Annotated in this window: 22 protein-coding genes; 10 read left to right on the forward strand and 12 right to left on the reverse strand. The window is 65.9% G+C overall.

Features of this window, described 5'->3' with window-relative positions; all coding sequences use genetic code 11:
- Positions 1-294: 294 nt before the first annotated feature.
- Both XW59_RS04290 and XW59_RS04295 read right to left on the reverse strand, forming a co-directional pair.
- On the reverse strand, positions 295-945 hold the full coding sequence (locus XW59_RS04290; protein WP_047143532.1) for a ribonuclease HII: 651 nt from the start codon (positions 943-945) through the stop codon (positions 295-297).
- A 159-nt stretch (positions 946-1104) separates the two neighbouring features.
- Positions 1105-2259, reverse strand: a complete 1155-nt coding sequence (locus XW59_RS04295; RefSeq protein ID WP_047143872.1) for a PA0069 family radical SAM protein — start codon at positions 2257-2259, stop codon at positions 1105-1107.
- Positions 2260-2409: 150 nt separating this feature from the next.
- On the opposite strand from XW59_RS04295, the gene XW59_RS04300 reads away from it, so the two are divergent.
- Positions 2410-2913 (forward strand): glycosyltransferase, encoded by a 504-nt coding sequence (locus XW59_RS04300; protein WP_047143533.1) that lies wholly within the window; start codon positions 2410-2412, stop codon positions 2911-2913.
- Between the two features lie 191 nt (positions 2914-3104).
- Here the strand turns inward: XW59_RS04300 and moaB are convergent, their stop codons facing one another.
- The 6 genes from moaB to XW59_RS04330 all read right to left on the reverse strand — a co-directional run bounded on the left by moaB (position 3105) and on the right by XW59_RS04330 (position 6772).
- Positions 3105-3662 carry a molybdenum cofactor biosynthesis protein B gene (gene moaB, locus XW59_RS04305; RefSeq protein ID WP_047143534.1) on the reverse strand — a complete coding sequence of 186 codons (558 nt, stop codon included), beginning with the start codon at positions 3660-3662 and terminating at the stop codon, positions 3105-3107.
- Entirely contained in the window at positions 3649-4536 is an 888-nt protein-coding gene (locus XW59_RS04310) for a 4-(cytidine 5'-diphospho)-2-C-methyl-D-erythritol kinase (protein WP_047143535.1), read from the reverse strand. The genes moaB and XW59_RS04310 overlap by 14 nt, the downstream gene beginning before the upstream one ends.
- Positions 4537-4560: 24 nt before the next feature.
- Positions 4561-4746 (reverse strand): membrane protein, encoded by a 186-nt coding sequence (locus XW59_RS04315; protein ID WP_047143536.1) that lies wholly within the window; start codon positions 4744-4746, stop codon positions 4561-4563.
- A gap of 69 nt (positions 4747-4815) precedes the next feature.
- A complete protein-coding gene (locus tag XW59_RS04320) occupies positions 4816-5685 on the reverse strand; it encodes a S49 family peptidase (protein WP_047143537.1) in 870 nt (289 codons plus the stop codon).
- A gap of 68 nt (positions 5686-5753) precedes the next feature.
- Positions 5754-6476, reverse strand: a complete 723-nt coding sequence (locus XW59_RS04325; RefSeq protein ID WP_082137418.1) for a methyltransferase — start codon at positions 6474-6476, stop codon at positions 5754-5756.
- 74 nt (positions 6477-6550) lie between these two features.
- Positions 6551-6772: a DUF2007 domain-containing protein gene (locus tag XW59_RS04330; protein WP_047143539.1), complete on the reverse strand. Its 222-nt coding sequence runs from the start codon at positions 6770-6772 to the stop codon at positions 6551-6553.
- 149 nt (positions 6773-6921) lie between these two features.
- On the opposite strand from XW59_RS04330, the gene XW59_RS04335 reads away from it, so the two are divergent.
- The 5 genes from XW59_RS04335 to glyS all read left to right on the forward strand — a co-directional run bounded on the left by XW59_RS04335 (position 6922) and on the right by glyS (position 14091).
- Positions 6922-7938 carry a polyprenyl synthetase family protein gene (locus tag XW59_RS04335; protein WP_047143540.1) on the forward strand — a complete coding sequence of 339 codons (1017 nt, stop codon included), beginning with the start codon at positions 6922-6924 and terminating at the stop codon, positions 7936-7938.
- A 162-nt stretch (positions 7939-8100) separates the two neighbouring features.
- Positions 8101-10098: a tetratricopeptide repeat protein gene (locus XW59_RS04340; RefSeq protein WP_047143873.1), complete on the forward strand. Its 1998-nt coding sequence runs from the start codon at positions 8101-8103 to the stop codon at positions 10096-10098.
- A 118-nt stretch (positions 10099-10216) separates the two neighbouring features.
- A complete protein-coding gene (locus XW59_RS04345) occupies positions 10217-11170 on the forward strand; it encodes a glycine--tRNA ligase subunit alpha (protein WP_047143541.1) in 954 nt (317 codons plus the stop codon).
- Positions 11170-11760 carry a cysteine hydrolase family protein gene (locus XW59_RS04350; protein WP_047143542.1) on the forward strand — a complete coding sequence of 197 codons (591 nt, stop codon included), beginning with the start codon at positions 11170-11172 and terminating at the stop codon, positions 11758-11760. Before XW59_RS04345 ends, XW59_RS04350 begins: the two co-directional genes overlap by 1 nt.
- A 3-nt stretch (positions 11761-11763) precedes the next feature.
- Positions 11764-14091: a glycine--tRNA ligase subunit beta gene (gene glyS / locus XW59_RS04355; protein ID WP_047143543.1), complete on the forward strand. Its 2328-nt coding sequence runs from the start codon at positions 11764-11766 to the stop codon at positions 14089-14091.
- A 73-nt stretch (positions 14092-14164) separates the two neighbouring features.
- Here glyS and XW59_RS04360 read toward each other — a convergent pair whose 3' ends face one another.
- Positions 14165-14596 carry a hypothetical protein gene (locus XW59_RS04360; RefSeq protein ID WP_047143544.1) on the reverse strand — a complete coding sequence of 144 codons (432 nt, stop codon included), beginning with the start codon at positions 14594-14596 and terminating at the stop codon, positions 14165-14167.
- Positions 14597-14663: 67 nt separating this feature from the next.
- Positions 14664-15110 carry a hypothetical protein gene (locus tag XW59_RS04365; RefSeq protein ID WP_136067936.1) on the reverse strand — a complete coding sequence of 149 codons (447 nt, stop codon included), beginning with the start codon at positions 15108-15110 and terminating at the stop codon, positions 14664-14666.
- A gap of 155 nt (positions 15111-15265) precedes the next feature.
- Here XW59_RS04365 and XW59_RS04370 point away from each other — a divergent pair, with 155 nt between their 5' ends.
- The 3 genes from XW59_RS04370 (at position 15266) to XW59_RS04380 (ending at position 18456) form a co-directional block, all read left to right on the forward strand.
- Positions 15266-16240, forward strand: a complete 975-nt coding sequence (locus XW59_RS04370) for an L-threonylcarbamoyladenylate synthase (RefSeq protein WP_047143546.1) — start codon at positions 15266-15268, stop codon at positions 16238-16240.
- A gap of 9 nt (positions 16241-16249) precedes the next feature.
- Positions 16250-17686: an FAD-binding oxidoreductase gene (locus XW59_RS04375; RefSeq protein WP_047143547.1), complete on the forward strand. Its 1437-nt coding sequence runs from the start codon at positions 16250-16252 to the stop codon at positions 17684-17686.
- A 203-nt stretch (positions 17687-17889) separates the two neighbouring features.
- Positions 17890-18456, forward strand: coding sequence for a DUF6101 family protein (locus tag XW59_RS04380; RefSeq protein ID WP_047143548.1), 567 nt, complete (start codon positions 17890-17892; stop codon positions 18454-18456).
- Between the two features lie 6 nt (positions 18457-18462).
- Here XW59_RS04380 and ubiA read toward each other — a convergent pair whose 3' ends face one another.
- On the reverse strand, positions 18463-19446 hold the full coding sequence (ubiA, locus tag XW59_RS04385; protein ID WP_047143549.1) for a 4-hydroxybenzoate octaprenyltransferase: 984 nt from the start codon (positions 19444-19446) through the stop codon (positions 18463-18465).
- A 137-nt stretch (positions 19447-19583) separates the two neighbouring features.
- Between ubiA and purD the strand changes: the two genes are divergently transcribed.
- The gene (purD, locus tag XW59_RS04390) at positions 19584-20864 is read left to right on the forward strand and encodes a phosphoribosylamine--glycine ligase (protein ID WP_047143550.1); all 1281 of its coding nucleotides are present in this window, start codon (positions 19584-19586) and stop codon (positions 20862-20864) included.
- A 46-nt stretch (positions 20865-20910) separates the two neighbouring features.
- Here purD and XW59_RS04395 read toward each other — a convergent pair whose 3' ends face one another.
- Positions 20911-21975 (reverse strand): GH25 family lysozyme, encoded by a 1065-nt coding sequence (locus XW59_RS04395; protein ID WP_246666013.1) that lies wholly within the window; start codon positions 21973-21975, stop codon positions 20911-20913.
- Positions 21976-22101 lie beyond the last annotated feature (126 nt).

The following is a 22101-nucleotide window of genomic DNA, read 5'->3' on the forward strand; positions in this document are numbered from 1 at the left end:
TGGGATCCGGCCTCGGAGCATGTGTAAAAGCAAGGGCTAGGGCAGTTCAGGTTTTCACCGCCCCCCTCCACCACTTCGTGGTCCCCCTCCTCCATGAAGCGGCCGGCCGCGACGCTGGTTCCTCCCCTGCGGAGCAGGGGATTCGAAGGACGGGCGAGACAAGCGGCTCGCCCTGAAGGACCGCGCGAAGCGTGGTGGAGGGGCGTTCCAAGCGACGATTCCATTTCATCTGGAAACGCCCTAGAAACGAGGTCGGCTGATCTGAAGGATCGCGTCGCGCCTGGATTGGTGCGCCTACTCGCGGAACGGCGCGAAGGACATGCGATGGAGGCGCATGACCGGCCCATGCGTTTCCAGGGCGGTGCGGTGGCGCACCGTCGCATAGCCCATGTGCTGCTCGAAACCATAGCGGATGTCGCAGACGCCGGCGCGCATCATCATGCGGTCGCGCATCACCTTTGCGACGATCGAGGCCGCCGCGATCGATTGCGAACGCTGATCGCCCTTCACCAGCGCACGGCCGAGACAGGGGAGGCCGGGCGGCACGTCGCGCCCGTCGGCGAGTACCAGCAGCGGGCGCACGCAAAGCGTCGCCACGGCGCGGCGCATAGCCTCCAGACTTGCCTTGCGAATGTCTGCCGCATCGATCGAAAGTGCCGAAACCGACGCGACCGACACGGCGCGGGCGGTCGCGAGTATTTCGGCAAACCGCTCCGCCCGCTCCTCGATCACGAGGCGCTTGGAATCGTCGAGGCCCTCCGGGATTCGTTCCGGGTCGAGAATGACCGCGGCCGCCACGACGGGGCCCGCGAGCGGACCCCGGCCGGCTTCGTCCGTGCCGGCGACCGGCCATTGGCCCTCGCGCAGAGCCTGGCGCTCGAAGGAGAAATCCGGGCGGATGGGGAGTTCGAAAAGAGTTGGAGAATCGGAGCGCGTGCGAGACATGGTGCGGCAATGCTCGCATCGGCTCCGATTCTCCGCAAGTCCTTCCCGACCGATAAGGGGAGGCGGCGCGGGAAGGTTCCGTCGGCTTGAGGGGGACAGGAAAGGCCGGACGGGATCGGTGACGCCTGCAGCCGGCTTCGCGGCCTTGGCGGATAGCTGTCAGAAGAGCGCCAGTTGCTCTCCCTCCTTCTTGGGTGCCTTGAAGAGGTCGGTGCGCAATTTGCGCCTCTCGACATTGAGGCCGAGCTTCTTGGCGGCGATCTCGAAGCGGCGGCCGATCTGCCACGCATATGGGCCGGAGCCCCGCATCCGCTTGCCCCATTCCGCGTCGTAGTCCTTGCCGCCGCGCATCGAGCGCACGAGCGACATGACGTGGCGGTAGCGATCCGGATAGTGCCGCAACAGCCAGTCCTTGAAGATCGGGCTGACCTCCAGCGGCAGGCGCAGTATGACGTAGCCGGCTTCGGTTGCGCCGGCGGTCTTGCCGGATTCCAGTATGCGCTCGATCTCCTGGTCGTTGAGCGCGGGGATGACCGGACCGACCATCACCGAAACCGGGATGCCGGCCTCGCTCAACGCTCGCAGCGTCTCGAGCCGCCGAGGCGGGGTCGCGGCGCGCGGCTCCATCGTGCGGGCGAGCTTGCGGTCGAGCGTGGTGACCGACAGCGCGACCTTCGCCAGGCCCTTCTCGGCCATGCGCGAGAGGATGTCGATGTCGCGCATGACGAGCGCCGATTTGGTGACGATGCCGACGGGATGGTTGTGCGCCTCCAGTACTTCCAGCACCTCGCGCATGATGCGCCACTGCTTCTCGATAGGCTGGTAGGGGTCGGTGTTGGTGCCGATCGCGATCGTCCGCGGCTCGTAGCCGTTCTTCGACAGTTCGCGCTCCAGCAGCTTCGCGGCGTCAGGCTTGGCGAAGAGCTTCGATTCGAAATCCAGCCCTGCCGACAGGCCCATATAGCTGTGCGTGGGACGCGCGAAGCAATAGACGCAGCCATGCTCGCAGCCGCGATAAGGGTTGATGGAGCGGTCGAAGGAGATGTCGGGCGAATCGTTGCGCGTGATGATCGTGCGCGGCTTCTCGACCTGAACCTCGGTCTTGAAAGGGGGCAATTCCTCGAGCGTTTCCCAGCCGTCGTCGAAAACATGCCGCGTCAACGGCTCGAAGCGGCCGGACGGGTTGATGCCCGATCCACGACCGCGGCGCCGGTCGAAACCGACCCGCATGCCGCTTTCGTCGATCACTGCATTGGCCATTGCGGAGCCTCCGCTTGCGAAGGCAGCAACGTCGGCACGTATGATCGGTTCCATGTCCACAGGCTCCGTGAAGCGCATGATTCGCCTTGGCGACTCGCCGAGATGATGAATCTATTCCTATTTCGCAAACGAGAACAAAGCAAGAACTTTCTCTCAAGCGGCCGGGAACTGGCGTCGGCGCGGCGTTTAAGCTATTGCGAATGGATGCTTTCGGTCCTCATCGAAACCCGCAATGACGAGGAGGCGCTCGCGCGCACGCTCGCGTCGCTCGTGGGCGGTGCCGTGGAGGGCGTGGTGCGCGAGGTCATCGTGTGCGACGACGGCTCGAGCGACCATACCCATCGCGTGGCCGAACATGCGGGCTGTCACTTCCTCGCGCGGTCCGACCTCGCGGCCGGCATCCGCCAGGCGAAGAGCGACTGGCTGCTCCTTTTGGAGCCCGGCGCACGCCTCATGGATGGCTGGATGGAGGCGGTCGTGATCCATGCGGATGGCGCCGCCGCGGGTCCGGCGCGCTTTACGCGGTCGCGGCATTCGCGCCTGCCGTTCCTCGCCCGGATATTCTCGGCAAGGCGGCCGTTCCTCGACGGGCTGATTCTCACCAAGCGACAGGCGCTGGACCTGGCGGGGGGAGGGCGGCTGGCAATCGCTCGCCCGGTTGCGGCCCGCAGGCTCGCCGCCGAGATCGTGGTGGCGCCGGACCGCTAGCGGAGCGGCGAAGGACGGCGCGCGACGCGATGAAGTCATTCCGCGGTGGCCCCGGGCGATCGCCTATGCGACGGCCAGTCCGAGGATGTCGATGAGCGAGATCGTCGTGCGACCGACGGCCAGTCCGCATTGAGCGGTGGACGACTCCGAAAGGCGTCTCGTGGCTGTAAGCGGCTTGGCTTTCCTCGAAGCTACGCCGTTTTCCCTCCGCCGCGCTTCAGGTGCTCGCCGAGCCGAGGCATGATCTCCACGAAGTTGCACGGCATGTGACGATAGTCGAGCTGCTGCCGGAGGATGCCGTCCCAGGCATCGCGGCAGGCGCCCGGCGAACCGGGCAAGGCGAAGACGAAGGTGGCGTTGACGACGCCGCCGGTCGCGCGCGACTGGATCGTCGACGTGCCGATCTTGTCGTAGGAGATGCGGTGAAACACCTCGGAGAAGCCGTCCATCCTCCTCTCGAAGATCGGCTCGAGCGCCTCGGGCGTCACGTCGCGGCCGGTGAAGCCGGTCCCGCCGGTGGTGATGACGACGTCGACGGCGGGATCGCGCGACCAGGCGAGAACGGTCTCGCGGATCGCCTCGACATCGTCGGTGACTATCGCGCGCGCGGCGAGCCGGTGCCCGGCCGCCCCGATGCGTTCGATGAGCGTCCGGCCCGACCGGTCGTCCTCGATGGAACGCGTGTCCGACACGGTGAGAACCGCTATGCCGACGGGAATGAAGGGGCGTGTCTCGTCAAGCGACGGCATCTGCTTCAAGCTCCCTTGTCGTCGTTGTCGCGGCCACGAACCAGCCCGGATGCCGGGCTGCGATCGCTTCCGCTGCTCTCGCGGCGGCGGCCGCGTCGTCATGGATGCCGAAACAGGTCGCGCCGGAGCCGGACATGCGCGAGATGCGGGCGCCGTTTTCCGCAAGCGCGTCAAGCGCCTCGGAGATCACGGGGGCGATCTTCCGCGCCGGAGTTTCGAGATCGTTGCGTGCTCGGTCGAGCCAGCCGGTTAGCGTCTCGCCCGAGAGATGGCGGGGAAGCGCTGGCAGGGCCGGATTTCCGCGGCTGTGGAGCGCCCGGAAGATTTCCGGGGTCGAGACCGAAACGCCGGGATTGACGAGCACGAGATCGAGGCGCGGAAAACCGTCGACAGGCGTCAGCTTCTCACCGATGCCGCGCGCCAGAAGCGGCGTCGCGGCGAGGCACATGGGCAGGTCCGCGCCGAGATGCAGCGCGGCTTCGGCGAGTGCCGCGTCCGAAATGTCGAGGTTCCACAGCGTGCGCAGCGCCTTCAGCGTCGCCGCCGCGTCGCTCGAGCCGCCGCCGATCCCGGAAGCGACCGGGAGGTCCTTGCGCAATCGGATCGCCACGGGGCCGCTCCGGGCGGATGCGAGCCCGCGCAGCATTTCGCGCGCGCGCAGCACCAGGTTCTCGCCGTCGGCCGCCAAAGCGTCGCCGAACCGGCCCTCGATCAGGAAGCTGTCGCGGTCGGAAGACGCGACGGTGACGACGTCTCCCAGCTCGGTGAAGACCGCGAGCGTGTCGAGCAGATGATACCCGCCCGCCCGCCTGCCGGTGACGTGAAGGGCCAGATTGACCTTGGCCGGGGCGGGTTGAACGATCGTGTCGGGCATGCGCGGAAGGAGAAGGAAGCTCCCTCAGTCCTTTGCCAGGTGGTATTCGCCGGTCTTGGGATCCCGGACGAGCGTTCCCTGGGTGCCCGTGCGCGCCTCCTGTTCGGCGCGGCGCACCTTCGCGGTCACCCGTTCCGCTTCCTTCAGAAAGGACCTGTAGCCGACATAGGCTACGATCGCGATGATTGCGAAGAAGATCAATTGTGGCATGTCGCAGTCTCCTCTCTCTTGGAAACGGCTGGACTACAGGCTGCTATCCTACCTTCTTTGCGCCGTCCTTCAAAGGCCGAAGCGGGACCAGAGGGCGCGTTCTTCCGCCGCATCGATCACGCTCTCGGCAGCGGCCGCGGCGAGTTCTGGGGCGCCGCCGCCCATGCTCGAGCCGAAAATGCCGAGCTTGCGAGCGAAGAGACCGCGCGGCGCCGTGATGAGCCGCAGCCGCGTCTTCTCGCCATACCGGTCCTTGAGGAAGGCGCGCATGTCGCCGAGTCCGTCCACCAGTCCGAGCTCGAGTCCCTTTCCGCCGGTCCAGAACATGCCGGTGAACAGGTCTGGATCGTCGGCGAGCTTGGCACCGCGCCGATCCTTCACCAGATCGATGAAGGTCTGGTGGATCTCAAGCTGCAGCTTCTTCAGCCTTTCCACGTCCTCCTTCTTTTCCGGCTGGAACGGATCGAGGACGGCCTTGTTCTTGCCGGCCGTATAGACGCGGCGCTCCACCCCGATCTTCTTGATCAGGTCCTGGAAGCCGAACGACGCGGAGACGACGCCTATCGAGCCGACGATGGACGACGGATCGGCGATGATCTCGTCGCCGGCGACGGCGATCATGTAGCCGCCGGAGGCCGCGACGTCCTCGACGAAGACGAGGACACGCCTGTTCTTCTCCCGCGCAAGGTCGCGGATGCGCTTGAAGATGAGGCGCGACTGGACCGGCGAACCGCCGGGCGAGTTGATCGAGATCGCCACCGCCGGAGCGTCGGGGAAGGCGAATGCCTTCTCGATCAGGCCGGCGGTTGTCGCCAGCGAAATGTTCTGCCTGAACTGGCTTCCGCCCGACATGATTGCGCCGTGCAGACGGATGACCGGAATGGTGATGGCGTTGGAGCGCATCGATTTGGGAAGAAGGCGGCTGAAAAGTCGTCTCACAGGGCGGGTTTCTCCATGCTGCGAAGGGGATGTAGGTGTTCGCGCCGAAAGCGCAATATCGATCGGTGCTAATCTCCGAAGAGTGAGGTGCGTCCGTTGTTGATGTCGTCGGCGCGCGCGGAAAAGCGCTCGCCCCTGGGATCGTGGATGGCAAGCGGCGGCATCAGCGTGAGACCGCCGCGTGATGCGCGCCTGGCGCGGATGACGATGCGGATCGCGGGCTCGTCGATGCGTGGGAGGATCGGCACGATCTGCGCTTCGCCGAACCGGCCCTGCAGCGCGTCGAGTATCTCGCGCAGCGACTGCGGCCTTGCGATCAGCGCGAGCCCGCCGCGTGGCCTGGTGATGGCGGCCGCCGTTCGCAGCCATTTCTCGAAGATATCCTCATGCATGACATGCGCCGAGCGTCGCAATTCGTCTGGCGAGCCGCGGTCGGAAGCCGCGTTGAAGGGCGGGTTCATGACGACATAGTCGAAGGAGGTGTCTTCCATGCCCGCCGCCGACCGTTCCTTGCCGGTCAGCGTGACGTCGGCGACGAGCACCCGCGCGCGGCCGCTCAGGCGGGAATTGGCCGGATGGGCGATCGTGCGCCTGGCGCAGTCGGCCATCTCCGCCGAGCGTTCGACGAGCACGACCTCCGCCCTCGCGCAACGCGAGGCGGCCGCCAGTCCGGCCGCGCCCGCGCCGGCGCCGAGATCGGCGAGCCGGCCCGAGAAGAACGAGGGCACGGCGGCCGCGAGCATCATCGCGTCCATTCCCGCGCGATGACCCTTGCGGGGCTGCACCAGCATGAAGTCGCCGCGATGGAACGCGTCGACGGTGTAGCCTTGTTCGATCTCCACCTTGTCGACCGGTGGGTTGCTGGTCACGGCTTCAGCTCGTCGGCAATGCCCGCCTCGACCAGGATCTGGCGTGCTCTCTCATACTCCTCGCCGTCGACCATCACGCGCCGCGGGAGGATGCCTATGGACCCCTCCACGATGCTCATATTCTGGTCGGCCACGAAGAAGCCGATCTCCGCGTCGCGCATCAGCGCCTCCACGAAGGAGATCAGGACGGGGTCGTTGGTGCGGATGAGTTCCATCATGTCGATTGTCCTGATCTAGGAAAATTGATTGGCTCTAAATAAGGCAATTGTGGCATGCGCGCCAATTCGCCACTTGCCCGTCACGGGTGAGAATGCCTAGAGTCCGCCAATTTTCAACTGCCGGGCGGCGGACAGACTGGAGACTATCTGTGGGTGTTGTACTCAATCTGGAAGGCAGCAAGCGCGAAAACGCGTCGATCGAGAAGCTGATCGAGCTGACTCACAAGGACATGGCGCGGGTCAACGAGCTGATTCTGTCGAAGGCCGGCTCCGACGTTCAGATGATCCCCGAGGTCGCCAACCATCTGATTTCCTCCGGCGGCAAGCGTCTCCGCCCGATGCTGACGCTCGCGGCCGCGCAGATGTTCGGATATTCCGGCGACGGCCACGTGAAGCTGGCGACAAGCGTGGAGTTCATGCACACCGCGACGCTTCTCCATGACGACGTCGTCGACGAAAGCGACATGCGGCGCGGCAAGCGCACCGCCCGGATGATCTGGGGCAACCAGGCGAGCGTGCTCGTCGGCGACTTCCTGCTCGGTCAGGCCTTCCGCATGATGGTGGAAGTGGGCTCGCTGGAAGCGCTCGACATCCTTTCCGCCGCCGCCTCGGTCATTGCCGAGGGCGAGGTCATGCAGCTCGGCGTGGCGAAGAATCTGGACACGACCGAGGACGACTATCTCGCCGTGATCAAGGCGAAGACGGCGGCGCTCTTTTCCGCCGCCGCCGAGGTCGGCCCGGTGATAGCGGATGCCTCCAAGACGGACCGCGCCGCGCTGCGCTCCTACGGCACCAATCTCGGCCTTGCGTTTCAATTGATCGACGACGCGCTCGACTATGGCGGCAACACCAAGGATCTCGGCAAGAATGTCGGCGACGATTTCCGCGAGGGCAAGGTGACGCTCCCGGTGATCCTCAGTTACCGCCGCGGCACGGGGGCCGAGCGCGAGTTCTGGAAATCGGCGATCGAGAACGATCAGAGCGACGATGCCGCGCTCGAGAAGGCGCGCGGCCTGATGGCCAAGCACGGCGCGATCGGCGACACGATCGGCCGCGCCCGCCATTTCGGTGAGATCGCGCGCGACGCGCTGGCGCCGTTGCCGAAATCGGCCCAGAAGAATGCGCTTCTGGACGTCATCGACTTCTGCATCAGCCGGGTGACGTAGCCCCTGCGGCCGATCTACCAATGATGGCCGGGCGGGCGCCGATCCGCCTGACCGTTTCGTGAAGATGGCGCGGATTGAACCTTGATCGCAAAAAGGCCATCCTTTTCGCCTTCAAGCATTGCTGATTCCGCGATGTATGTCGGATCGGCAGGAAGGGTGGAAATGCGGCTGAAGACGACGAACTGGATCACCGCCATCGGTCTCGCGGCGGGTGCCGCGCTCGTATCGGTACCCGCGACAGCGCGCGAAAGCGCGAGCGAGATGAGGGTCGGCTCGCTTTCCGGCGCGTTTCTCGCCGCTCGCATCGCCGAGACCGACAACGACCTGACCAATGCGATCGCCTATTACAAACGCGCGCTGAGTTTCGACCCCGATAATCAGACATTGCAGCAGAGCCTGCTTCTCGGCCTGATCTCGCAGGGTTCGTTCGACGAGGCGCTTCCCTTCGCGCGAAAGCTCAAGGAAGTGCCCGAAGTGGAGCGTTTCTCGCGGCTCGCGCTCGGCGTCGATGCCGTCCGCAGCAAGGACTACGCCGGGGCGCAGAATTGGCTCAAGCTGGCGCTGGAATCCGACCTGGACCGGCTCATCACCGGCTTGATGACCGCCTGGGCGAAGGCCGGGGCCGGTGAGGCGGAGGATGCGATTGCCTTCATCGACACGATGGAGGGCCCCGACTGGTATCAGCTCTTCCTCAGCTATCACCGCGCGCTGATTGCCGATTTCGCGGGTCTCGAGGACAGGGCCGGCCAGGCCTATGAGGAAACGCTGACCAATGTGGCGGCGGCCGGCGCGGCGCCCGAAGCCTATCTCCGCTCGCTCGAATCCTATGCCGCCTTCCTCGCCCGCAACGGCGACAAGCAAAAGGCGCTCGAGGTGATCGGCAAGGCCGAGGAGTTTGCCAGGGGCCGCGTGACCGTGGAGGCGCTGAAGGAGCAGATCGAGGGCGACGCCGAAGTGAAGCCGCTCGTCGCCGACGCGCAGGCAGGCGCTTCCGAGGCCCTGCTCAATCTCGCCACCGCACTCAATCGCGGCGGCGGCGAGTCCTTCGTCCGCCTCTATCTCCAATATGCCATCGCCCTGAAGCCGGACAGCGACGCCGTGCTGCTGCAGCTCGCGGGCAACGCCGAGCAGCAGGGCGATGCCGAAGCCGCGATCGACAGCTACGCGAAGATACCCGACGATTCTCCGGTCAAGCGCATCGCCGAGCTCCAGATGGGGCTCAACCTTGCCGATCTCGACCGCCACGACGAGGCGATCGGGCATCTCAAGGCGGTGCTGGAAAGCGATCCCGAGGATATGCGCGGCTATCTCGCGCTCGGTGGCGTCTATGCCTCCCAGGAGAATTTTCGCGCTGCCGCGGACATCTATGACCGGGCCGTCGGGCTGATAGAGAAACCGGAGCGCTCCGACTGGAACATCTTCTACCAGCGCGGCATCGCCTATGAACGGTTGAAGGAGTGGAAGAAGGCCGAGCCGAATTTCTTCAAGGCGTTGGACCTTTATCCCGACCAGCCGCAGGTCCTGAACTATCTCGGCTATTCCTGGGTCGACATGAATATCCGCCTCGACGAGGGGCTGGACATGATCAAGCGCGCCGTCGAGCTGCGGCCGAGCGACGGCTACATCGTCGATTCCCTCGGCTGGGCCTATTACCGGCTCAGCCGCTTCGACGATGCCGTGCGCGAGCTGGAGCGCGCCGTGGGTCTCATGCCCAACGATCCGGTGCTGAACGATCATCTGGGAGACGCCTATTGGCGCGTGGGCCGCAAGCTCGAAGCCACGTTCCAGTGGGCCCACGCCAGGGACATGGACCCCGACGAGACGGTTCTGGCCGCCGTACAGAAGAAGCTCGTCGAAGGGCTTCCGCCCGTCGAGGATCGCGCGGAGACGGAGGCGCCGGCCGATGCGCCTGGCGTCGTGCCGATGCCCGAGAGGGCCGACGGGCGCGAAGGCTCCGGCGAGCCGGCGGTGGAGACGGCCTCGGCCGTGCCCTCGCGGCACACCGTTCAGCCGGGTCAGTCGCTCTGGTCGATCGCGCGGGAAGTTCTGGGCGACGGCAACCGCTATCAGGAACTGTTGCGGCTCAACCCGCAGCTTCGCGGCGATCCGGGCCGCATCGTTCCGGGGCAGGAGCTGAACCTGCCGGCTCCGTCGAACTGAATTGAGATGGGAAGCCGCGCCGGTGCGAATGCCCGGCGCGCCGAATGGTCGGCTTGACGGCCATCCTGTGCCGCTCTACGACGTGCCTCGTTTTTGAAACCTTGAACCGAGACACGCCGTGACAGCGAATCCGCCCGCGCATATGCACCCGACACGCTCGTTCCAGGGCCTGATCCTCACTCTTCACAACTATTGGGCGGAATATGGCTGCGTGGTGCTGCAGCCCTACGACATGGAGGTCGGCGCCGGAACGTTCCATCCCGCCACCACGCTCCGCGCGCTCGGTCCGAAGCCGTGGAACGCTGCCTATGTTCAGCCTTCGCGCCGACCCAAGGACGGGCGCTATGGCGAGAACCCGAACCGGCTCCAGCACTATTACCAGTATCAGGTGATCCTGAAGCCCAATCCGCCCAACCTGCAGGAGCTCTATCTCGGCTCGCTCGAGGCGATCGGCATCGACCCGCTGCTGCACGACATCCGCTTCGTGGAGGACGATTGGGAAAGCCCGACGCTTGGCGCCTGGGGGCTCGGCTGGGAATGCTGGTGCGACGGCATGGAGGTGTCGCAGTTCACCTACTTCCAGCAGGTCTGCGGCATCGAATGCGCCCCGGTTGCCGGCGAGCTCACCTACGGGCTCGAGCGGTTGGCCATGTATGTGCAGGGCGTCGACAATGTCTATGACCTCAACTTCAACGGCCGCGAGGGAGCGGAGAAGGTGACCTATGGCGACGTCTTCCTGCAGGCTGAGCAGGAATATTCGCGCTTCAATTTCGAGCATGCCGACACGGCTATCCTGTTCCGCCACTTCGAGGATGCCGAGGCCGAGTGCAAGGCGCTTCTGGCCGCAGGGGCGGAGAGGATGGACGGCCATCCGCACCAGATGGTGTTCCCCGCCTACGACCAGTGCATCAAGGCATCGCATGCCTTCAACCTGCTCGACGCGCGCGGCGTGATCTCGGTCACCGAGCGGCAGAGCTACATCCTGCGCGTTCGCAACCTGGCCAAGGCCTGCGGCGAGGCGTTTCTCGAAACCGAGGCCGGCGGCATGGTCGGCGCAAGGAGTGCCGCGTGATGGCAAAGACGCTTCTTCAGCTCGCGGGCGCGGACCTGACGCCGCCGGACCTGGCCGGCACAGTTCTGGTGCTGATCGACGCGCAGCGCGAATATGTCGACGGCATTCTGCCGCTGCCCGGCGTCGGGCCGGCACTGGAAAACATCGCGCGGCTGCTGGCAGCCGCCAGGGCAGCGGGCGCGCCGGTCGTCCATGTCCAGCATCGCGGCAGGCCCGGTGGGCTCTTCGATCCGGAAAAGACTGCGTTCCAGCTTGCCGACGAAGCTGCCGCCCGCGATGGAGAGACGGTGATCGAAAAGGGGCTTCCCAATGCGTTTGCCGGTACCGGCCTTAAGGACGCATTGGACGCCATCGGCCGCAAGAAACTCGTCCTTGCCGGTTTCATGACCCATATGTGCGTCTCCTCCACCGCCCGTGCCGCGCTCGACCTCGGCTTCCAGACGACCGTGGTCAGTGACGCGTCGGCGACCCGCGATCTGCCGCGCCTGGACGGCGGAACGATCGCGGCCGCCGACCTTCATGCCGCCGAGCTGGCAGCGCTTTCCGACCGCTTTTCCATCATCTGCACCACCGCCGAACTCGTAGGCTGATCGATGCCCGACCTGCTTCTCGAACTCCGTTCCGAGGAAATTCCCGCCCGTATGCAGCGCAAGGCCGCGGGTGATCTGAAGAAGCTCGTGACCGACGGCCTGGTCGATGCCGGCCTGACCTACGAGGCGGCGACCGAATATTGGACGCCGCGCCGGCTAGCCCTCGACATTCGCGGTCTCACCGCGCGTTCGAAGGACGTGCGCGAGGAGATCAAGGGTCCCTCCACCTCGGCGCCGGAACAGGCGATCCAGGGCTTTCTGCGCAAGGCAGGCCTCTCCGACGTGTCGCAGGCCCATGTCCATACCGATCCGAAGAAGGGCGATTTCTACGTCGCGCATCTTTCGAAGCCCGGCAGCGGAGCGGACGAGATCATCGCGGAGATCATGCCGCGCGTCATCCGCGACTTCCCCTGGCCGAAATCGATGCGCTGGGGCGCGGCTTCGGCAAAGCCGGGCTCGCTGCGCTGGGTGAGGCCGTTGCAGTCCATCCTGTGCACCTTCGGGCCGGAGACGGAGGAGCCGGTGGTGGTCGATTTCGAGATCGACGGGATCCGCGCCGGCAACCTCACCTACGGCCATCGCTTCCACGCGCCGCAGGCGATCGAGGTCAGGCGCTTCGACGATTACGTCGCCAAGCTCGAGGCCGCCAGGGTGGTGCTCGACGCCGAGCGCCGCAAGCGTATCATTCTCGACGACGCCAAGAACATCGCCTTCGCCGCCGGCCTGGAGCTCGTCGAGGACGAGGGCCTGCTGGAGGAGGTCGCCGGCCTCGTCGAATGGCCTGTCGTGCTGATGGGCGAGTTCGAGGAGGAGTTCCTGTCGATCCCGCCGGAGGTTATCCGGCTGACGATCCGGGCGAACCAGAAGTGTTTCGTGACGCGTGCGTCGAGTCCGGCTTCGCCGGCACCTAGGCATGAGGACGGTCGCACCGACCCGAACCCTCATCCTGAGGCGCAAGCGCCGCGAGCCTCGAAGGACGAGGGTGAGGGGGCGCTCTCCAACCGCTTCATCCTCACCGCCAATATCGACGCGAAGGACGGCGGCAAGGAGATCGCCTACGGCAACGGCAAGGTCGTGCGTGCGCGCCTTTCCGACGCCGTGCATTTCTGGAAGACCGACCAGCACGACCTGCCGGATCTCGGCGAGCTGGAAGCCTCGGCGGAGAAGTTCGGGCTCGACCTGACAAGGCCGCTCGACCAGCGCATGGCACGGCTCGACCATTTGAACGTCACCTTCCACGCCAAGCTCGGCACTCAGGGCGAGCGCGTCGAGCGCATCCGCCGCCTGGCGCGCGAGATCGCGCCGATCGTCGGCGCCGATCCCGATCTGGCCGAGCGCGCCGCCGTGCTCGCCAAGGCCGACCTGCAGACCGAGGTCGTCGGCGAGTTTCCGGAATTGCAGGGGACGATGGGCCACAAATACGCTCTCCTGCAAGGCGAACACGCCTCGGTCGCTGCCGCGATGGGGGAGCATTACAAGCCGCAGGGTCCGTCCGACGTCGTGCCGACCGATCCGGTTTCGGTGGCGGTGGCGCTGGCCGACAAGCTCGACACGCTCGTCGGTTTCTGGGCGATCGACGAGAAGCCGACCGGAAGCAAGGACCCCTATGCGCTGCGCAGGGCTGCGCTGGGGGTTATCCGCATCGTGGTGGAGAATGGGGTGCGGCTCGAATTGCTGAAGCCTCTCCGCCAGGCCGCCATTCTCGTTCTCGGGAATCCCGAGGGCGTTTCCGGGCCGGGGGCGGATGCACTTCCCGACCTCCTTTCCTTCTTCCACGATCGCCTGAAGGTGTATCTGCGCGACAAGGGTGCGCGGCACGACCTGATCGACGCCGTGCTGGCGACCTCCTCTCCCCAGCGGGGAGAAGGTGGCGAGGCGATGGCCGAGCCGGATGAGGGGGCATCGGCCAATGACGACCTCCTGCTCGTCGTCAGCCGGGTCGCCGCGCTCGGCATCTTCCTCGACACCGAGGACGGCGCGAACCTGCTCGCCGGCACCAAGCGCGCGGCGAACATCCTCGCCGCCGAGGAGAAGAAGGGTACGGCGGTCGCCGCTGCCGTCGATCCCGCACTGTTTACCGAGGACGCCGAAAAGAAGCTGTTCTCGGCGGTGAATCAGGCTGAGAGCGAAGCCGCGCAAGCGATTCAAATGCAAGATTTTTCGGCCGTCATGCGTGCGCTCAGCGCGTTGCGCGAGCCGGTCGATTCCTTCTTCGAGGCGGTCCTGGTGAACGACGAGGACGTGCGTGTCCGGGCGAACCGCCTGGCGCTGCTCGCCCGCATCAGGGGCGCTACCGGCCAGGTCGCGGATTTCTCGAAAATCGCGGGCTGATCGGCCCTTTCGATCTGGTTTTACCCCACCCCTCATGGGGAGGGGTAAGTACGGCCATGCCAGATTTGGCTGATCAGACAAACACCCACACAGCCAGCGCGACGGCGGTCAGCGTCAGGACCGGCGTCGTCATGCCGAGCTTGGGCAGCCAGGCTGGTGGCGGCGTGCCTGCCGCGGTCGCACGGCGCATGATCATGTTGATCGCGACGATGACGGCGAGAAGCAGCAGCGCCACCAGCATCTTCAGGTCGAAGGCGAGCCCGAGGCGGACGAAATCGTAGCGGAAGGCCCAGAGACCGAGGCCCGTCACCCACAGAAGCGCTATGCCCGCCAGCGCCATCCGCGCGAAGAACGGCCGCAGCGCCAGAAGCTCGGCCGGCGGCTTGCCGCCGCTGCGGCGCGCCTGGCGCGCCACGGCCATCGAGCCGAAGCCTGCCGCGGCGCCCAGCAGCAGCCCGAAAAGGTGGAAGAACTTCAGGACGAAGTTCACTGTAAATTCGATCATTGCCCCTTGCTCCCCGAATGCGGAGATCGTGGCGGGCGCACCGGCGCGCGTCAAGGCATGGCCGGAGTTATTCAGGCCTTCGGATCGGCACGTCGGCGAGCGGCGCCGGAGACGCTTGCGCCTCGACCCTCGAGGATGGATGAGAGTCGACGGCTTCGCTAGGCGCAGCCGCTTCCGGCGTTGCCCTCTTATCGAAGATGTCGTCGACGACGCCTCCGCGGATGACCATCGGCACTTCCATGTCGCGCCAACCGGGCTTCGCTCCGATTGCGGAGACCTTTTCCATCGAGGGCGCGGCGTCGGCGCCGACGGCCACGACCGAACGGGAAACGGCGACGATCTCGCCGGCTTCGGAGGGGGAAGCCGCCTCCGCTCGCGGCGGCAGGACCGCCTCGTCCATCACCGAGATCGAGGCGCCTTGCTTTTCGGTCGCGTCTATCTCGACGAAGGAGCCCGCATGCGCCGAGGCAAGCATGGGCGGAATGGAGATGATTGCTGCAAGCACGCGTGACACCGCGGACTCCCGACTGCATGCCGACGGTTGTCGCCGGTTTTGAAAAAGGTCAGCAAGCCTAGGGGCCGGCGCATTAACAAGTGATGACGTCGCGGCTCTTGCCGAGCCCGGTGTCGCACGCTAGGCAGGTCCATTCGAAACAGGGTAAACAGATCGTGGCCGAAATCCTTCCCGTGGACGAAGCGCTCGAACCCGCGCTCGCGCTGCTCGAGGCCGGCGAGGTCGTCGCGCTGCCGACCGAAACCGTCTACGGGCTTGCCGCCGACGCCACCAATGGCGAGGCCGTCGCGCGGATATTCGAGGTCAAGGGCAGGCCGCGCTTCAATCCGCTGATCGCCCATGTGTCGAGCATGGAGATGGCCGAGAAGATCGCCGTTTTCGATCCGGCCTCGCGGCTTCTGGCGCATGGCTTCTGGCCGGGGCCGCTGACCATGGTCCTGCCGCTGCGCGAGGGGCACGGCATCCATGCGCTGGTCAGCGCGGGGCTCGACACGGTGGCGCTGCGGATGCCGCGCGGCTTCGCCCGCGACCTCGTCGGCAGGCTGGGCAGGCCGCTCGCGGCTCCCAGCGCCAATTCCTCCGGACGTATCAGCCCGACGAACGCGGCAGCCGTCGAGGCCGACCTCGGCGGCAGGATCAAGCTCGTCGTGGATGGCGGGGCGACCCCGGTCGGTCTCGAATCGACCATCGTGAAGGTCACGCCCGAGGCGCCGCGCATCCTGCGGCCGGGCGGCGTGACCGCGGAGGAGATCGAGATGGCGCTCGGTGTCAAGGTGATCCGCGGCGGAGCGGCGGGCATCGAGGCGCCGGGTATGCTCACCTCGCACTACGCTCCGCGCGCGCGCATCAGGCTGAACGCGACGGACGTGGCCGACGGCGAGGCGCTGCTTGCTTATGGTCCGACCCGCGCGGCGGGAGCGGAGGAGGCTGTCGCGGTGCTGAACCTTTCCGAAAACGCGCGCCCGCGCGAGGCGGCCGCCAACCTCTACGCCTATCTGCAGGAACTCGATCGCTCCGGCGCGCGGATGATCGCCGTAGAGCCGATCCCGGAGGAAGGGCTGTGCGAGGCCGTCAACGATCGCCTTCGCCGTGCCGCCGCGCCCCGCGCCAATCCGTCCGCTCACACATAGGTTCCGCAGATGGCTTCCGAAATGCCCGCCTCCGTCCTTTCTTCCGAAATCATCGAACGTTTCGCCGCCATCGTCGGTGAGCGGCATGCACTGCGCGATGCGGCCGCGATCACGCCCTTCGTCACCGAGCCGCGCGGCCTGTGGGGCGGCGTTTCGCCGCTCGTGCTGCGGCCGGGAAGCGTCGGCGAGGTGAGCGACATCCTCCGGCTCGCGACCGGGACGCGAACGGCGATCGTGCCGCAGGGCGGCAATACCGGCCTCGTCGGCGGCCAGATGCCCGATCAGTCCGGCGCGCAGGTTATTCTCTCCCTGTCTCGGCTCGACCGCATCCGCGAGATCGATCTCGCCTCGAACACGGTGACGGCCGAGGCGGGGGTCGTGCTCGACGCGCTTCACAACGCGGCCGACGAGGTGGACCGGCTTTTTCCCCTGTCTCTCGGATCGCAAGGCTCCTGCCAGATCGGCGGCAATCTTTCCTCCAATGCCGGCGGGACCGGCGTGCTCGCCTACGGCAACTCGCGCGAGCTTTGCCTCGGCGTCGAGGTCGTGCTGCCGACGGGCGAGGTCTTCGACGATCTCCGCAAGCTCAAGAAGGACAATACGGGTTACGACCTGAAGAACCTCTTCGTCGGCGCGGAAGGCACGCTCGGCGTGATCACAGCGGCCGTACTGAAGTTCTTTCCGAAGCCGAAGGGGCGCGAGGTCGCCTGGGTAGGTGTGGAAAGTCCGGCCGACGCGCTCAAGCTCTTCGGCCTTGCCGCCGAGCGGGCGGGCGCGAGCCTCACCGCCTTCGAGCTGATCATCGACAGGGCGCTCGACTTCACCGTCACCCATATTCCGGGCTCCATCGCCCCGCTCGCCTCGGCCTACCCTTGGTACGTGCTGATGGAGATCTCCTCCGGCCGTTCGGCGGAGGACGCGCGCGAGCTGATCGAGGAGGTATTGGGCGAGGGGATGGAGGCGGGGCTACTCGAAGACGCGGCCATCGCCGCAAGCCTCGCCCAGGCGCAGGCATTCTGGAAACTCAGGGAGGCGATGTCGGAAAGCCAGAAGCCGGAAGGCGCATCGATCAAGCACGACATCTCAGTGCCGGTCGCGTCGATCCCGGATTTCATCGACGAGGCCTGGCAGGCGGTACGGCGCCTAGAGCCCGAGGCGCGGCTCGTCTGCTTCGGCCATATGGGCGACGGCAATCTCCACTACAATATTTCCCAGCCTGCGGGCGGCGAGCCGGGCGCGTTCCTCGCGCGCTATGAGGAAATCAACGGCGCGGTGCATTCCGTCGTGCGGGCCTTCAACGGCTCGATCTCCGCCGAGCACGGCATCGGCAAGATGAAGCGCGCCGAGCTGATCGCCACGGCCCCGCCGGTCGGCATCGATCTGATGCGGCGCGTGAAGAACGCCTTCGATCCCGCCGGAATAATGAACCCCGGCAAGATGATTTAGGATTTTAGTGAGAAAGCTTGCCGAGCCGTTACGCCAGGTTGGAAATCGATAACCATCCAAAAAGTCTAGATAAATTTAACCGAACTTCTTAAGGCGACCGGTAAGGACCGCCCGCTAGTCTCCCCGCATAACGAGGCAGGAAAAAATCTGCCCGTGAGAAGACCGGAAAACCGGCTCTCAGGAGAGACAGGAAGGCGCAACATATGAACACCCGGCTAAAACCCGTGTGGGCGGGCTGCAACATGCGGCTCGACCCCTTTCGGCTGCCGCAATCGGTCAGCTACGCGGCCCGCGACGATCTCGGCGACGTCAATTTCACCATCGACTATCGCGGCGCGACCATCAGGCGTGTCCTGGAGATGAGTCGCCTGCCGGCCACGGTGATCCTGCCTGCCAATGCCTTCCAGGGCGTGGCGGCGCGGGCGATGGAGGACAGCGAGGGCAACGTGACCGTCACGCTGGAGCTTCTCCACAACGACCCGATGCTGTCGGTGCCGCTGCTGGTGGCGCATAACCTCGACGATATCGCCGCCGACTGGCGCGCCTGGGCCGATGCCTATCGCCTGCCGATGCTGCTGATCGAGGCGGACGGCGTGGCGCGGACGCTGGAGGAATCGCTCGGCATCGCGATGCGCGCGGCCGCCGCGATACCACGGCGCAAGGGCAAGGTCTCCAACGGCCGCCGCCCCCGTTTCCTCGCACGGCGCAAATCGGGCAATCTCGGCCTGCGGCTCGTCGTCAATGGCGAGGAGATCATCGCCAGGAACTGAACCGGCTCAGAATTGCGGGCTAATGGCGGCCCAGACGCCGCCGCCCAGCAGGCCGAGGAAGATCAGCCAGCCGACCACCGAGTTGGATTTGAAGAGCTTCAGGCACTGGTCCGGGTCGTCGATGTCGAGGACCCGGATCTGCCGCGCCATGTGCACGCCGGCCGCGAGTAGTCCGGCAAGCGCGGGCATCGGCACCTCCGCCTTCGCGAAGGCGACGGCGAAAAGCAGCAGCGCCCCGCCGTAGAGGCCGATCAGCCATTGCTTGGTCCGGTCGCCGAAGAGGCGCGCGGTGGAGTGGACGCCGACCAGCGCGTCGTCCTCCTTGTCCTGATGCGCGTAGATGGTGTCGTAGCCGATCACCCACAGGATCGAGCCGAGATAGAGCAGGACGGGAGCGAGTTCCAGGCTTCCGAAATGCGCTGCCCAGCCCATCAGCGCGCCCCAGGAAAAGGCAAATCCCAGAAAGAGTTGGGGCCAGTTCGTGAATCGCTTCATGAAAGGATAGACCGCAACGGTCACGAGCGAGGCGATGCCGACCGCGATTGCGAAGGAATTGAACTGGAGGAGCACGGCAAGCCCGACCAGGCATTGCAGGAGAAGGAACGCCCATGCCTGCTTCCGCGTCACCTTGCCCGCGGGCAGGGGACGGGAGCGGGTGCGCGCGACCTTCTCGTCGATGTCCTGGTCGGCGATGTCGTTGTAGGTGCAGCCCGCGCCGCGCATGGCGATCGCGCCTGCCGCGAAAAGGAGAAGGTGCCAAAGCGACGGCATTACCTCGGCGAGCGGCGCGCCGGGCTGTGCGTGGGCGCTGGCGGCAAGCGCGGTCGACCACCAGCACGGCCACATGAGAAGCCACCAGCCGATCGGGCGATCCCAGCGCGCCAGTTGCGCGTAGGGCCACATCGAACGCGACAGCGTGCGGTAGACCCAATGACCCGAGGGCGCGTCCGAGACGCGGCCCTGCTCCTCTTTCGACTGGATGTTTTCCATGATCCGTGGAGTGGCAGGCGAATGCCGCGGCGTCAAGCAGGCGAATTGTCCTCCAAAATTCGGCGCAAGCCTTGACCCCGTCCTCTCATGGCAATAGCGGAGGCGGCAGTGATGGGATCGGCAAGGAAAATGCTTCGATGAAGGTTCTGCTTATCGGTTCGGGCGGCCGCGAACACGCGCTCGCCTGGAAGATCGCCGCATCGCCGATGCTGACGAAGCTCTACGCCGCGCCGGGCAATCCAGGCATCGCCGAGGAGGCCGAACTGGCCGCGATCGAGATTTCCGATCATGCCGGCATCGTCTCCTTCGCCGTGGAAAACGCCATCGACCTGGTCGTCGTCGGACCCGAAGCGCCGCTGGTGGCCGGTCTTGCCGATGAACTGGCCGAAGCGGGCATTCGCGTCTTCGGCCCATCGAAGAAGGCGGCTCAACTTGAAGGCTCGAAGGGTTTCACCAAGGATCTCTGCGCGCGCTACGACATTCCCACCGGCGCCTATGGCCGCTTCGACAACGCGGCGGACGCCCGCGCCTATGTGGAGCGCATGGGCGCGCCGATCGTCGTCAAGGCGGACGGGCTCGCCGCCGGCAAGGGCGTTACCGTCGCCATGACGCTGGACGAAGCCCTCGACGCGGTCGCCCAATGCTTCGAAGGTGCATTCGGCAGCGCCGGAGCCGAGGTGGTGGTCGAGGAGTTCCTCGAAGGCGAGGAAGCGAGTTTCTTCTGCATCTGCGACGGAAAAACCGCGCTGCCCTTCGGCTCGGCGCAGGACCACAAGCGCGTCGGCGATGGCGACACCGGCCCCAACACCGGTGGCATGGGCGCCTATTCGCCGGCGCCGGCGATGACGCCGGAAATGGAGGCGCGCGTCATGCGCGAGATCGTCGAGCCGACCATGCGCGGCATGGAGGAGATGGGCGCCCCCTTCACGGGCGTTCTCTTCGTCGGGCTGATGATCACGCAGACGGGCCCGAAGCTGATCGAGTTCAACACCCGCTTCGGTGATCCGGAATGCCAGGTGCTGATGATGCGCTTGAAGGACGATCTTCTCGTTCTGATGAATGCCGCCGTCGACGCCCAGTTGGCGCACAGCTCAGCGCGTTGGTACGACGATGCGGCGCTGACGGTGGTGCTGGCGGCCCGGGGTTATCCTGCCGCGCCGGAAAAGGGCAGCGTCATTTCCGGCCTCGACGCGGCGAAGGCCGAGAATATCGAGATATTCCACGCCGGAACGAAGTTGGAGGACGGCGGCAGGCTCGTTGCCGCGGGCGGGCGGGTGTTGAACGTCACCGCCACCGGCGGAACGGTGTCCGAGGCGCAGCGACGCGCCTACGAGGCGGTCGACAGGATCGACTGGCCGGAGGGCTTCTGCCGCCGCGACATCGGCTGGCGCGCCGTGGAGCGGGAAAGGGAGCGCTGAAGCGGATGCAGCCTGCCACCCGTTCCCCGACGGGTGAGGAGGTCGCCTACCGCGCTCCGGCGCGGATCGCCTTTCCGGCGTCGAGCAGTCGGATGCCGCCGGTCGTCATCTTGTCGAGCCCTGCGAGTCCCCTGCGGGAGGAATGATAGCCGAGCTCGATGTCGCGGCGGACCGCCAGGACTTCGGCGAGGCCGGTCGCATGGGGCCATGGCGGCGCTGCCGCAAGCGCGCCGAAGTCGGGGTTCGACACTTCCGCAAAGGTGATCGTCACCTCGCCGGCGAGCCCCAGTTCGCGTCGGACCGGCACGGGAACGCTGGCGACCAGCAAGTCCCTCGCCTCGATCAAGCCGCCGAACGGCCACGCCTCCCGCAGGCTTTCGGCGTCCATCGAGGCGACGTTCACGTCGATGTCGTTCTGTGTGCCCGGCACGCGATAGGGGCATTTCCTGTCGTCGCAATTGGCCTTGGAGGAGAACTGCCATAGCGCGTAGCTGTCCCAGTTTCCCTTCGGAAAATGCAGTCCGATCTCGGGCTTGTAGCGGGCGTACCAGAGGGGCAGCCTGGAAAGCAGCGGATATTTGGCGCGGTTATCGGCGATGAACTGCGCTGTCGAGCCGTTCGTGTAGAGCACCGGGAAGCGGCCGAGCCGCCGCTGGATGTGCCGGGCGAACTCCTCGGCGTCCTCCAGCGAAATCCATTTCTCGGGATCGTTGTCCTCGATGTCGATCGCGATCAGATCGTCTGGACCGGGCTGGGCAAAATCGATGAAATGATTGGCCTGGTCGATCGGATTGCCGGGCCTGCCAAGGTGATAGGCACCCCATTCGAGGCCCAGTGACTTCGCCATCGCCTTGCGCGTGTGAAAGAGCTCCTTGGCGACCGCGTAGCGCAGCCACAGCGCCTTGCAGAGCCGCTGCTCCGTTTCGTTGCCCTCGCAACGATAGGGAGGCGGCAGTCCGTCGGAACCCTTGTTGATGAAGCCGGTGATGCGCTTGTCGGTCGCGAGCTTCGTCCAGTCGATCGGATTGTTCTCGTAGGCGTCTATGACGATCGCGCGGTCCCGGCGGTTCCAGGGCGCGGAGAAATCCGAGGCGAAGGCCGTTGCCGCCATGACGAGGCCAAGCAATGCCGCAAGCCCGCCGCACGCGGTCGCGATCGTGACGCGGGATACTGACATGCGACGGGACCCTCCCGATGGATGAGGTTCGATCTTGGATCTTCGTGGTTAACGAAATGC

Source organism: Aquamicrobium sp. LC103 (assembly GCF_001014615.2).
Taxonomy (GTDB): Bacteria; Pseudomonadota; Alphaproteobacteria; order Rhizobiales; family Rhizobiaceae; genus LBCQ02.